The sequence below is a fragment of the Pontibacter kalidii genome, assembly GCF_026278245.1.
Taxonomy (GTDB): Bacteria; Bacteroidota; Bacteroidia; order Cytophagales; family Hymenobacteraceae; genus Pontibacter; species Pontibacter kalidii.
Genome location: NZ_CP111079.1, coordinates 48,591 through 61,488, shown reverse-complemented (window position 1 = coordinate 61,488; position 12,898 = coordinate 48,591). Strand labels below are relative to the sequence as shown.

11 protein-coding genes are annotated in these 12,898 nt (G+C 54.9%); 7 read left to right on the top strand and 4 right to left on the bottom strand.

Annotated elements, in window-relative coordinates; genetic code table 11:
* Positions 1–88: 88 nt before the first annotated feature.
* Together OH144_RS00240 and corA are read left to right on the top strand one after the other, a co-directional pair.
* Entirely contained in the window at positions 89–703 is a 615-nt protein-coding gene (locus tag OH144_RS00240; protein WP_266204285.1) for an IMPACT family protein, read from the top strand.
* Between the two features lie 39 nt (positions 704–742).
* Positions 743–1,873, top strand: coding sequence for a magnesium/cobalt transporter CorA (gene corA / locus OH144_RS00235; protein WP_266204284.1), 1,131 nt, complete (start codon positions 743–745; stop codon positions 1,871–1,873).
* Between the two features lie 209 nt (positions 1,874–2,082).
* Here the strand turns inward: corA and OH144_RS00230 are convergent, their stop codons facing one another.
* Positions 2,083–4,803 (bottom strand): hypothetical protein, encoded by a 2,721-nt coding sequence (locus tag OH144_RS00230; RefSeq protein ID WP_266204283.1) that lies wholly within the window; start codon positions 4,801–4,803, stop codon positions 2,083–2,085.
* 149 nt (positions 4,804–4,952) lie between these two features.
* Between OH144_RS00230 and OH144_RS00225 the strand changes: the two genes are divergently transcribed.
* Positions 4,953–5,858, top strand: a complete 906-nt coding sequence (locus OH144_RS00225; RefSeq protein WP_266204282.1) for a universal stress protein — start codon at positions 4,953–4,955, stop codon at positions 5,856–5,858.
* A 2-nt stretch (positions 5,859–5,860) separates the two neighbouring features.
* On the opposite strand, the gene OH144_RS00220 is transcribed toward OH144_RS00225, so the two are convergent.
* A complete protein-coding gene (locus OH144_RS00220) occupies positions 5,861–6,757 on the bottom strand; it encodes an ATP-grasp domain-containing protein (protein WP_266204281.1) in 897 nt (298 codons plus the stop codon).
* Between the two features lie 145 nt (positions 6,758–6,902).
* Between OH144_RS00220 and OH144_RS00215 the strand changes: the two genes are divergently transcribed.
* The 3 genes from OH144_RS00215 (at position 6,903) to OH144_RS00205 (ending at position 8,469) form a co-directional block, all read left to right on the top strand.
* Positions 6,903–7,541 (top strand): hypothetical protein, encoded by a 639-nt coding sequence (locus OH144_RS00215; protein ID WP_266204280.1) that lies wholly within the window; start codon positions 6,903–6,905, stop codon positions 7,539–7,541.
* 140 nt (positions 7,542–7,681) lie between these two features.
* Positions 7,682–8,140 carry a D-aminoacyl-tRNA deacylase gene (dtd, locus tag OH144_RS00210; RefSeq protein ID WP_266204279.1) on the top strand — a complete coding sequence of 153 codons (459 nt, stop codon included), beginning with the start codon at positions 7,682–7,684 and terminating at the stop codon, positions 8,138–8,140.
* Between the two features lie 2 nt (positions 8,141–8,142).
* Positions 8,143–8,469, top strand: coding sequence for a nucleotide pyrophosphohydrolase (locus tag OH144_RS00205; RefSeq protein WP_266204278.1), 327 nt, complete (start codon positions 8,143–8,145; stop codon positions 8,467–8,469).
* A gap of 684 nt (positions 8,470–9,153) precedes the next feature.
* Here the strand turns inward: OH144_RS00205 and OH144_RS00200 are convergent.
* Both OH144_RS00200 and gcvT read right to left on the bottom strand, forming a co-directional pair.
* On the bottom strand, positions 9,154–9,879 hold the full coding sequence (locus OH144_RS00200; protein ID WP_266204277.1) for a 2-phosphosulfolactate phosphatase: 726 nt from the start codon (positions 9,877–9,879) through the stop codon (positions 9,154–9,156).
* A 95-nt stretch (positions 9,880–9,974) separates the two neighbouring features.
* The gene (gene gcvT, locus OH144_RS00195) at positions 9,975–11,063 is read right to left on the bottom strand and encodes a glycine cleavage system aminomethyltransferase GcvT (protein WP_266204276.1); all 1,089 of its coding nucleotides are present in this window, start codon (positions 11,061–11,063) and stop codon (positions 9,975–9,977) included.
* Between the two features lie 339 nt (positions 11,064–11,402).
* Here gcvT and OH144_RS00190 point away from each other — a divergent pair, with 339 nt between their 5' ends.
* Positions 11,403–12,896 (top strand): sensor histidine kinase, encoded by a 1,494-nt coding sequence (locus OH144_RS00190; RefSeq protein WP_266204275.1) that lies wholly within the window; start codon positions 11,403–11,405, stop codon positions 12,894–12,896.
* Positions 12,897–12,898: the final 2 nt, after the last annotated feature.

Below are 12,898 nucleotides of genomic sequence, written 5' to 3'. Positions count from 1 at the left end.
ATGTACGTCATTTAAGAGAGGATCGGTATAATTTTTACCCTTGGCTGCCTTTGGTTATCTTGCAGAACTGCTATCAGCAGAAGCAACCATGGAGGATACTTACAAAACCATAGCAGAACCCGCCGAGGGCTTATACAAAGAGAAAGGCAGCAAGTTTATTGCGCTGGCCTACCCGGTGTACTCGGAAGAGGAGGTGAAAGAGGTGCTGACGGAGCTTCGGAAGAAATACTATGATGCCCGCCACCATTGCTATGCCTACATCCTGGGGGCAGACCAAAGCCGCTATCGCGCCAACGACGACGGCGAGCCTAACCACTCCGCAGGCGACCCTATACTTGGCCAGATCCGCTCCGCCGGGCTTAGCAATGTGCTGGTGGTAGTAGTGCGTTACTTCGGCGGCACCAAGCTGGGCGTCAGCGGCCTGATAAACGCCTACAAAGTATCCACTGCCGATGCCCTGGCCAGCGCCACCTTCGTAGAGAAGCACGAAACGATACTGCTGCAGGCACATTACGCCTACCCGCAGATGAACGATGTGATGAGCCTGGTGAAAGAGTACGACCTGCCCGTGCGCGACCAGCAGTTTGAGCTCGACTGCCGCCTCACACTGGAGGTACGCCGCAAACTGCAGGAGGAGATCACCACGAAACTACAGGAGATGGAAGGCGTTAAAGTCGCCATTATAGCAGAGGAAACCTTCTAATTTTCTAACTTCCCAACTTTCTAACTCTTAAACTCCTCCATGTCGAAACGCAACAGGCAACACCGCCGAAACAAGATTCTGGAGCGCAAGGCCGGCATAAAGCCTGGCTCACTGGTAGTACCTGTCGAGGCTTTTGCGCCGCGCTTTTTCCTGATGTCGTTTAGCGAGGATATGTTCGAGGAGCAGGAGTTTGGCACGTACGGCGAACTCCTGCAAAGCGTAAAGGAAAATCCTGATGCAAGGCACTGGATCGACATAAGGGGCTACGGCAAACAGGAAATGCTGGAGGTACTAATGCAGGACTTCGAGCTGCACGCACTGCAGATGGAGGACGTGATAAACGACTATCAGCGGCCAAAAGTAGAGGAGTTTGGCCGCAACCGCCTGTTTGTCATCACAAGGATGCTGCGCTGGTCGCCGGAATTTAGAAGACTAGATGACATCCAGCTCTCGCTGTTTACAGGGCCTAACTACGTACTCAGCCTGCAAAGCGACTACGGCGACTGCCTGAACCCGCTGCGCGAGCGCATCCGGGCTGGCAAGGGCATTATCCGCCAGCGGCCGGCAATTTATATTGCCTACGCCATACTCGATGTGGTGCTGGATTACTACTTCCCGGTGATGGCCGACATTGGCGCCTACATAGAGGACCTGGAGCAACAGGTGCTGCGAGAGCCCAATAAGTCTACGCTTAGCCAGATTCTGGACCTGAAGAGCGAGTTGGTGAAGCTGCGTCGCATTACCTGGCCTGCCCGCGACCTGATGAACGAGCTCCTGCGCATGGACGAGAACACCATCCCTGACAACCTGAAAGTATACTTCCGGGATGCCTACGACCACGCCGTGCAGCTGATAGACCTGGTGGATAATCACCGCGAAATGGCATCGAGCCTGGTGGAGCTGTACATGTCCACGGTAAGCAACCGCATGAATGAGATCATGAAAGTGCTCACCATCATCTCCAGCATCTTTATCCCGCTCAGTTTTATTGTGGGCCTGTACGGCATGAACTTCTCGCGCGAGGACCCTGAAACCGGACAGGTTTTCCCGCACAGCATGCCCGAGCTTTACCAACCCTACTCCTACCCTATCCTGCTCGGGCTGATGGCTACGCTTATCATGCTGCAGTTATACTTCTTCTACAGGAAAGGCTGGTTCAGGAGCTTTTAATTCTTGGACGTAGCACGTATCAAGTAGCACGACGTATCAAGTAGCACGACTTTTCTGATAATTAGACAAAAGATGGCTTGACAAAGGACATAACGATCAAGAGTAGACGTTCTAACTTGCTTCTGTCAAAAGATCTTTTGTTCCGGCGTCTTTTATTAGAAGTCGAGCTCCGTTTGTCGTGATACGTGATACGCACCAGTTGTTGCGCGCTACTCCCCTACACTGAACCGCAGCTTTTTGAGCTGGTTGCCGGAGCTGTAGTATAAGGTGTAATCGTTGGCGGTTTCGTTGTAGAAGATGGTAACGGGGTGGCTGTTCTCCAGAGAGCGGCCGCCGATGAGCCTGCCGTTGGAGTCATATAGGTAAGTTTTGCGGGGGCCGGTCTCGGTGATGGCGTATATTTTATTGTCGCCGCCGAAGCGGAAGTACTGCACGATTTTAGGCGCCGAGGTAACGTAGTCCTTCTCAAACAGCTCCTTCAGATCTTGGTCCAGCACAGCGACCTTGCCCTGCTCCTGCCGCACAATGACGTGGGAACGGCCGTTGCTGCTCTCCGGCACCAGTTCGAACATGGCGCGCTTGCTCGGGCGCACCAACTGCTCCTGCCGCAGCACCCGCCCCTGCAGGTTAAAAGTAACCACGTTGCCATACTTCGTTACGGCCGACACCTCCGTGCGGCGCAGGTCTGCCCCTACTTTAGCCGTTACACCCGAGGTAAGGGGCACCTTCAGGTTCATTGGGAAGCCGGGATAGGTATCTCCGTTGCGGTTAAGGGCATAGATGTAGCCATTCTCCAGCGCCACCAGAATTACGTCCTGGCCACCCACGCGCAGGTGCTGCGGCTCTGCCGACAGGCGGTAATCCATACGGCGCGGCTGCCAGCCCTGCACGGCCGCGCCGCGCATGTTGTACATGTACAGGTTGCCCAGGTTATCGTCCACCAGCAGGCGGTAATTCCCGTCCTTCTCGTAATCAAACACCGCCAGGTGCTGCAGGTCCAACGTGTCGGGCAGGTTAAACGGGAAGTTCTCGAGCGGCTGCCCCTGGTTGTTGATGGCGTGGATGCGGTTGGCGGTGATAAAGAGGTTGCGTAGTTTTTTGTCCGGCCCATACTCTACCTGCTTGATGTCGCTGCGCAGGGCGGTGCCAAGGCTGTCAGTCCAGCCGCGCCTACCCATCGCTGTCAGGTTGATGAGGACATTGGCTGAGTCCTGCACCACCAGCTCACGGCTGCGGTCTACGGCGTTCTGTATCGGGAAGGGCCGGGTGTCCAGCCGGTTATCCAGGGTTATACTTTCCTCCTCCTCAAAACCATCCTGCGCACCTGTCTTGCCCTGGTCTGGCCGGCGAATAACGAGGCTGGTGTAGTAACGGCCCTCCACTACCGAGAACTGCAGCCCCACCTGCGCAAAGCGCTTGATCAGGGTGGCATTCTGCAGCAGGTCCTCCCGCTCCTCCTCGGAGGTGTAGCGGTTAAGAATGTACCACGCGTTTACCGTATTCAGGTACAGGCTGAAGTTCGCCTCCTGCAGCGTCTCCTCCATAAATGCCTTCTGCGCCACCGATTTTCCCCACACGCTCCCCTCCGCAATGTCATCGAGGAGGTGCCGGAGCGCGGCCACCTCTTCCGCCATCAGCAGGTAGTTACCCACCTGCACCACGTAACTCTGCTCAAAGCCCTTAAACATGCGGCCCAGCAACTGCTCCGGCAGCTCCGGCACGTTCAGCAGCTGTATGGTGTGGTTCCCATACTTCTCGGCGTATGGTTTCTCCTGGCGGGCATCGGCCAGTTGGTTACTTAGTTTGGTGAGCAGGCGCCCTGTGCGGGCAGGGCTGCCGGTATGGGCGAATGCCACCTTCTCAGGACTCTGGCTGATACTATGGGACTCCAGATACACCAGGGCGGCCTCCTGGCTAAAGCTGCCGGCCAGGCTATCCACCGTAGCAGCATAGTTAGATTTGTTGGGTTTCTGGGGCTGGCGCAGGCGGGCAATGTCCTGCAGGCCAAAGTGCAGCATCATGGCCGTGCGATTGGGCAGGTATGCCCTTACGCCCAGCGGCTGCGGCTTCTGCGGCTGCATGTTGTTGTGCAGCGAGTTGTTTAGCCTCTCGGGAATGGAGAAACCGTTCAGGAAGAGTTTGTTCCGCTCCAGCTTCAGCTCCAGCATGGCGCTCTGGCACAGGGTGGAGAGGTAGCGCACCTGCGGCATCACATCCTCTTTCAGGAAAAGCCCCAGCAAGTCGGGCAGCACGCGGTAGTTTACGAACACGTTGGCGTATACATCGGGCTGGTTCAGGAAGTTCACGTTTCTAAAGTCCGCCGCGACAGACTTGGGTTGCCCCCTGGTAATGCGCCTAGCGATCTCCTCCACCAGCACAGGCGAGGCACTCAGGATGATATTATTATGGAAGGTAAAGTAGGTAAAACTGCTGCCATTGCGTGTGTTGGAGATATCAGTGAGCAGGTGGTCCTGGTAGGTACGGGAGCTTTGCTCAAATACGTCGCTTTTGTTGATGTTTTCGGTAAGGGTGCGCAGAAAGCGGTGCTCGCCCACGGAGCTGACCGGCACGTAGAACACGTACGACACGTCTGATTTGCCCTCCACGTGCAGCGAGGTAAGTATGTTCTTCTCGTTGAGGAAGCGGTCGAGGCGCTGGTTGCCGGGAGAGATGCTGTCGAGGTAAGCCATGTTCTCCTGAAAGCGGTTGACCACCGGCAGCACCGCAAGGCTCTGCCACAGCTCCGTTTCCCGCAGGTGCTCCACCAGCTCCTGATGGTTGTTGGTCTCCACCACAAGCGCCGCATTATCGGGTACCAGCGCCCAAAGGTCTACCTTTTCCCGGGAGTCCTTCCAGCGGCTAAAGCCGTAGAAAACGAGGGAGGCAATTACTACAAAGCCGATAAAGAGAAGTACGATGCGTTTTGGCATGTCGGGTGCTTACTGGCTACAAAAATAGGGGAATTTTCGGAACTGCACCGGGAGGCCGGATTTAAGTATGAATGGAGCGCAGAATCGGCACAACTACTTTTCCGGCTGTGCACGTATACATCATCCAAACACAATAAAAAAACGACTGCATGTTTAGAATACTTATACCCGTTGACTTCACAGATGGCTCCACGAACGCCTGCCGCTTCGCCCTGCACATGGGCGCCGCCCTGCCGCAGGCAGAGATACTGCTGCTGCACTGCTTCAGCGATTACCTGCTGCAGCCCCAGCTCGACGACCCGCTGAACGACGCCGGCCGTAGCCCCCTGAGTCCGGGCTCCGAAATCATAACGGACCGCGTGCTGCACCGCAACCAGATGGATGAGCAGGAGAAGCTGGAGAACCTCTACAAGGAGCTGCAGGCTGAAGCCCACACGATTGGGCAGCACATCCACCTGAAGCACGCCTTTATAAACGGCCTGCCGGAGGATGTGATACCGGATGAGATAAGCCGCTTTAAGCCAGACCTGCTGCTGATGGGCACCAAAGGCGAGGACAATGTTGCCCGCTCGCTTTTCGGCACCATCACCACCAAGATGGTGGAGGACGCGAAGGTGCCGCTGTTGACGGTGCCGGAACCGTACAGGCAGCACAGCCTGAGCCGCGTGCTCTACGCCACCGATTTCGACAAGACGGACGCAGAGGCGCTGACGGCGCTGATGCACCTGCTCAAGCCATTTAACTCCGAAATCCTCTGTGCCCACATCGGCACAGAGGACTCTGAGCGGGACGACAGCCACAGGATGGAGCAGCTGCAGGCACGGCTGTATGCCGCCCTACCCGATCATAACCTGCAGTTTGTCATACTCCCGAGCGATGACGACGTGGCCGACGCGCTGCAGGAGTTTGTGGCGCGGGAGCAGATTGGCCTGGTAGCCATCAACAACCACCAGCGCTCCCTGTTCAGCAGCATCTTCAAGCCGAGCCTCAGCAAAAAGCTGGTGCTGGAGGCGCAGGTGCCCTTGCTGGTCTTCCACAGTTCTGAGAAAGTATAGTTTTATACTTGGGCTTGCTGCTGCAGCTGCTCTACCAGGGCCTCGTAGTACCGCTCAATGGCGCCCTCGCTGGTGGCCATGAACAGGAAAGGTTCTATCAGCTCCAGCTCCATCAGCACCAGTTCACCGTCCTGCTCCACGCCGTCCACGCGGGCGTAGAGGCAGCCCTGGGCATACTTATCCACCAGGTTGTGGGCAGCCTCCAGCAGCTGTGCCGGCGGCTCCGGGGTGTGTATGGTTCCTCCAAAGAAATGCTGCACCCTGAAGTCGCCGGCCTTGGCGGTTTTGAGCACCGTGTGGCTGTGCGTGCCGTTAAAGAAAAGGAACGACCACTCGCCTTTGGTCTGGATCTCGGGGATGAAGGGCTGCGCCAGAAAGCTCTCCTCCTGCAGCAGCGCGTTTATACTTGTAGCCTGGGCCTCGGCCTCCTCCCGGGTGAGGGCAAAGGTGTTTTTGGCGCCCCCGCTCACGGCCGGTTTCACGATGATCTTCTCTGACTGTAGCTGCCCAAAGGCCGCTGCCACGTTCAACCGGGAGCCCCGCTCCAGCCATACCGTCGGCACTACCTTCTCGCCTTTCTCCTGCAGCTCCACCAGGTAGCGTTTGTCGGTGTTCCAGCGCACGATATGGATCGGGTTTAGCACCCGCACCTGCAGCTCCTCCAGCTTCCTTAGCCAGGCATAAAACACCTCGATCTTGTCGAAGTAATCCCACGGCGACTTCAGCAGCACCAGGTCATACCGGCTCCAGTCCACGGCCGGGTCGTCCCAAATTTCTGGCGTAACCTGCAGCCCTTTCTGCGTCAGGAACCCGTGCAGGCGGGCATTCTCCTCCTCCGAAACCCCTGTATATTTTCCGGCATCTTTATAAGTGATGAGTGCTATTTGCGGTGTGTTCATTTTTTATCATCTTTGCCGCCAAATTATACTTTATCCCGGGCCTAAACAAACCAATGGTGGCTGTTTCGCTATAACATTTGGGCGGTAGATTCTCGTATGCAAGTATAGTTTACCCGCACCAGCTTACACCTATACATCGTTCACTATGCTTCTCCGCCCTCACAGCACCTGCTACAATGGCAGCCTCAAAGCCCGGCTGCTGCTGCTCTTGCTGCTAATCCATACGTTTGCCACGGCCTGCACCGATAATCCGGCGGAGGAAGAGGCCGACACCCCCGTGGAGCGCCGCACCGCCGAGCCTGACACGACCGCCGTGAACAGCTCCCGCGCCCCCGGCACCCACGACCTGCTGGGCAATCCCTTTGTGGCCAACCGCCAGCAAAGCAACAACCTCGCGACTTACTTCGACCGCATCAACACCGACTTTACCGTGGATGCCGATGCCGTGGAGAACCGCCACAAGGCAAGTATAACCGACACTATTTACACGATCCGTTTCGGCAATTCTGCCATGGAGTTTTACGCCCCTACCCACTCGGGCGAGCTGCTGCTGCAAATGGCCGACATCCGGGGCACCGACATTAAGCTGCGCAACAACCTGCGCGTAGGAATGCCGCAGGCCGAGTTGCTAAACCGCCTGAAAAGCCAGGGGGAGGACCTTAAGATTATCCAGACACCCAACGAAATTGTTGCCACGGCCAGAGAAGGGGCGCCCGCTACCTTACACTTTTACCTGGAGAAGGGCAAGGTGAGCCGCATCCTGTATGAGGGGTATGTGGATTAAAGTTGAGTGTTGACTTGCTGGATTGTTAAATTGTTGGTTGCTCTATAGTGATCCTATAAAGGGGACTTCCCCACCTCCAAATTCCCAAATTTAAAATCTCCAAATTATTACCTTTGCCCCGAACCAAAGTATAGCATACCATGCGAATTGTGATTCAGCGGGTGACGCAGGCTGCTGTGGAAATAGAGGGCAGCACCAAAGGGAAAATCGGGCCAGGATTGCTGCTACTGGCCGGTTTCACCGCCGACGACACTGAGGAAGACCTGAAATGGATGGCGGGCAAAGTGGCCGCCCTGCGTATCTTCTCCGACGCCGAGGGCAAGATGAATTTAAGTATAAAGGATGTGGATGGCGAGGCGCTCGTGATCAGCCAGTTCACCCTTTACGCCAGCACCAAGAAAGGCAACCGCCCCTCCTACACCAACGCCGCCCCACCGGCTGTTTCCATACCTTTGTATGAGCGATTTGTGAACCTGCTGGAGGAGGCGCTGGGCAAGCCGGTGCAGACCGGGGAGTTCGGCGCCGACATGAAGGTATCGCTGCTGAACGACGGCCCCGTAACGATTGTGATGGACACCAAACAGAAAGACCTTTTTTAACTATGACCATAGCCGAAGCACAAGCCCTGGTAGACAAGTGGATTCAGGAGAATGGGGTCCGTTATTTCAACGAACTCACAAACATGGCCATACTTACGGAAGAAGTTGGTGAAGTAGCCCGCATCATCTCCCGCCAATATGGAGAGCAGTCGTTTAAGAAGAGTGATGAGGGCAAGCAGTTAGGCGATGAGTTGGCCGACGTGCTGTTCGTGCTGATCTGCCTGGCTAACCAAACCGGTGTAAACCTGACCGAGGCGCTAGAGAAAAACCTGGAGAAAAAGACCAACCGCGACAGCAACAGGCATAAGCAGAATGAGAAACTGAGGTGAGTTGGGGAGTTAGAGAGTTAGAGAGTTTAGGAGTTAGAGAGTTGGGGAGTTGGGGAGTTTGGGAGTTAGAGGGTTAGAGAGTATAAAAGTGAGTCTTAGATTTGCGAGGGAGCTACCACTGGCGCCGGTATCCAACCGGTGCCGCCCAGTGTGCTGCGAGTCTCCAGACTCGCTATTGAACAGGTTTATACTTTAGCTATACTTTGAAGCTTATCGAAGTATAAATTGACAGTGATAGCACCAATAATGGCGGGATTGATGAGTTATGCAACAAGTTTAACGGTAGCGTAATTGTGGTTACGTATGGCAGAAGTCTGCGAATTCTTTGCTTTGAAAAAGCAAGGGTTGCCAGGACGCTGGCTATACTTTATACTTTGGTTAAAGAGCATTTATAGTTCGTCCTTACAGTCCGCCGAAGTATGAATTGGTGATCATCAAAAGGGAAGAGATCCCGGCTATACTTTGGCCACGGTCAATCGAAGTATAAAGTATCTGCTAATCTATATTTTTCTTCTTACGCAGAATGCAAGTTGCAAACTTGCCTCATGCACAGCCACAAGTTGCGCTACGCTAAACTTGCGGCAGGAAAATATTAAGTATAAAATGGGAGCGGCTGGCACTTCTAAGATGCCAGCCGCTCCCATTTTATACTTTAGAGAATTAACTCTCTAACTCCCAAACTCTTTAACTCTCTAACTCTTTAACCTTAAGGTCTACCAGCCTGCCATCGCGCCACACGGGCAGCACGCTGTATACATCGTGGCGGAGGCAGAATGCGATGTCTTTGTGGATCTCGAGGTGCTCGAGCCGGCGCACGTGCGATGACTGCCGCAGAAAACCCAGCAAGTCTGCTTTGGCGGTCTGGTACAAGTATAAAGCAGCCAGGGCACTGTCGTTCTCTTTCGAGAATTTCTCCTGCAGGCGCTCTACCAGGGCCCCGGCAAACAGGGTATCTTCCAGGTTAAACTGCCCTTTCCAGCCAGCACATACGACCAGCACATCCAGACCCAGTTCTGCCAGGTGGTCGGCCACGGCTTGCAGGTTCAGGAAAGCACCCACCACGATCTCCTCAGCCGCCTCCGACAAACGAATGGCGCGAGTGCCGTTGGTGGTGGTGATGGCAATATCGCGCCCCTGCACGCTACCATCCATATAGGCGAACGGGGAGTTGCCCAGGTCAAAGCCCTCCGCCTTTATACCGTTTCGCTCAGCCGCCGTCAGGCAACCTTGCCTGGCAAAATCGCGGCACTCCTCCAACTCCATCACCGGAAAGATCTGGGCGGCCCCCTCGGCAAACGCCGTCACCATGGTAGAGGTAGCGCGCAGAATATCCACCGCCACCACAGCTTTCCCCTTTAAATTATACAGGTGCAGCAGCTCCGGGCTAAAGCACACGTCTATACTTGGCATTACTTAATTGTTGATTGTTAGATTGTTGATTGTTGGTCTTAAAATTGTTCGTTAGTGCAAACAACAATTAACAACCAGCAATCAACAATTAATATTTACTTCTTGACGAAAGGCGGCTTCACTACCTGTGCTTTCATGTCTTTGTTGCGGATGCGGATGAAGATCTCGGTACCGGCCTTGCTGTAGTCGTTGGCCACATAGCCCAGGCCAATGCCCTTGCCCAGTGATGGCGACATGGTGCCGGAGGTTACCTCTCCTATCTTCTCCCCTTCGGCGTTCACGATCTCGTAATGCGAGCGTGGAATCGCCTTCTCCAGCATCTCGAAACCGATCAGCTTGCGGCTCACACCCTGTTCCTTCTGCGCCTTCAGGTCTTCGGCGTTCACAAAGTCCTTGTTAAACTTCGTGATCCAGCCCAAGCCAGCCTCCAACGGGGAAGTCGTGTCGTCGATGTCGTTGCCGTAGAGGCAGAAGCCCATTTCCAGACGCAGCGTATCGCGGGCGCCCAGGCCGATTGGCTTAATGCCATACGGTTTGCCGGCTTCCATAATGGCGTCGAACACTTTCCTGGCGTCCTCGTTCTTCACGTAGATCTCAAAACCGCCCGCACCGGTGTATCCAGTCGCTGACACGATCACATCCTGCGCACCGGCAAACTCCCCTTTCTCAAAAGTATAGTAGGCCATGCCGGACAGGTCCACCTTGGTTAGCGACTGCAGCGCCTCGGCAGCTTTCGGCCCCTGTACCGCAAACAGCGAGATGTTGTCAGAGATGTTCTCCATCTCTACGCCTCCGGTGTTATACTTGCTGATCCAGTTCCAATCCTTCTCAATGTTGGAGGCGTTTACCACCAGCAGGTACTCCTCTTCCGCAAGGCGGTACACCAGCAGGTCGTCCACGATGCCGCCATCTTCGTTGGGCAGGCAGGAATATTGTATTTTGCCGTTCTCCAGTTTAGAGGCGTCGTTGGAGGTAACACGCTGGATCAGGTCCAGGGCCTTTGGGCCCCGCAGCCTAAACTCGCCCATATGCGACACGTCGAAAATGCCGACAGCCTCGCGCACAGTTTTATGTTCCTCTATATCTGAAGAGTAGCGCACAGGCATATTGTAGCCGGCGAAAGGTACCATCTTAGCGCCCAGCGCCTCGTGCACCTCATTTAAAGCGATCTTCTTAAGTTCCATGTCAGGTTAACTGTAATTATTATTTAAAGCAAAATTAAGTAAATTTCGGGCTCATCCTAAATTAATCCGCAGGTAGCTGCCAGCGCCTCCGGGCCTTTATGGGTGTATTTTGCAACAAATAAACCTGGCCCCCGTATGAGCGAAAACCACAATAATAGCCAAAGGAAATATATGCTTACCCCCATCACACAGCATCGCACCGCTGCTGCGGCCCCGCGAGAACAGGACAACTTCATACTTTCGCGAACCCAAATCTCCCATTACTCGGATCTGTAGCCACCGCCTGCGGCTACCCAGCACGCCATAGCCGCGACCAACGTATAGCTTCAACCCTTATACATGAAACTTTCCGTAAAATTATTTATCGGGTTCCTGCTGATCTCGGTGCTCTTTACTGCCGTGGCCATCGTAAACTTCCGCCTGTCGGAGGCAGTGATCGAAAACACGCAGTGGGTGGGCCGCTCCCAGATTATTGTACGGAACTCGGCAGCCCTGCAGCGGAACATCATCGACATGGAGACCGGTTTGCGCGGCTTCCTGCTAAACGGCAACGAAACCTTCCTGAAGCCCTACTGGCAGGCCCGGGAGCAGATGCCGGAGCTGATGCAGGAGACCCGTGACTTTGTGACCAACTCACCGGACCAGCAAACAAAGCTGGATGAGATCGTGAGCCTGCAGCGGCGCCTGGAAAAAGAGTTTGCAGAGCCCCTCATCCAGATGAAGCGCGGCCACCAGGACACCATCATGACGGACCGTGAGCTTGATGCCAAGCTGGAGACCCTGGTGCTGGGGGAGCAGCAGGTGATGGACTCGATAAGAGCCGCTTTCCGGGCCTTTAACGCCTTTGAGTACAAAGTGCGCGAGGAACGCAGCGAGCGCCTCAACAAAAGTATCAACAACACGCGCCAGCTCTCCACCATTCTCACCATCCTCTCGGTGATCATAGGCCTGGGCTGGGCCTACTATATTACACGCCTGATCTCCAACCGGATCATGAAGATGGTAACGCTGGCCGAGAGAATCTCGAGGGGCGAGTATAAGACGCAGATCGTGGACACGAGCAATGACGAACTGAGCCGGCTCTCGCACTCGCTCAACCGCATGTCGGCCACCATTGATGGCACCTTTACCGAGCTGGACCTTAAGAACAAGGAGCTGGACCAGTATGCCTACGTGGTCTCGCATGACCTGAAGGCACCGCTGCGCGGCATCGAGGTAGCCTCCCGTTGGGTTGAGGAGGACATGGGCACACAGCTGCCGCCAAACGTGCAGGAGTACCTGTTGATGATGCGCGCGCGCGTGCACCGGATGGAGAACCTGATCAACGGCATACTTGCCCTGGCGCGCATTGGCCGCACGAGCCAGGCCGAGGAGGAGGTAGACGTAAACGAACTCCTGACCGAAGTAGTGGACCTGCTCTCGCCGCCTGCCGGCTTCCAGGTAGATGTGCAGCACAACCTACCTACCCTGTACACCGTTCGTATACAGTTGCAGCAGGTGTTCAGCAACCTGATCAGTAATGCTATTAAATATCACAATGAAAAGGAGGGGCAGATTACCATCCGCCACAACGAGACCGATGAGTTCCATGTTTTCTCGGTGGCGGACGATGGGCCGGGCATTGACCCGGAGTACCACTCCCGAATTTTTGTGATATTCCAGACCTTGCAGGAGCGCGACGCTATGGAGAGTACCGGCGTAGGCCTCAGCATCGTAAAAAAGATTGTTGAGTTGCAGGGAGGCACTATCTGGGTGAACTCAGAGCTAAGTTTAGGCTCAACTTTCACCTTTACCTGGCCAAAACAGAAAGGTAAAGATCAAAAATTTTTATAGCT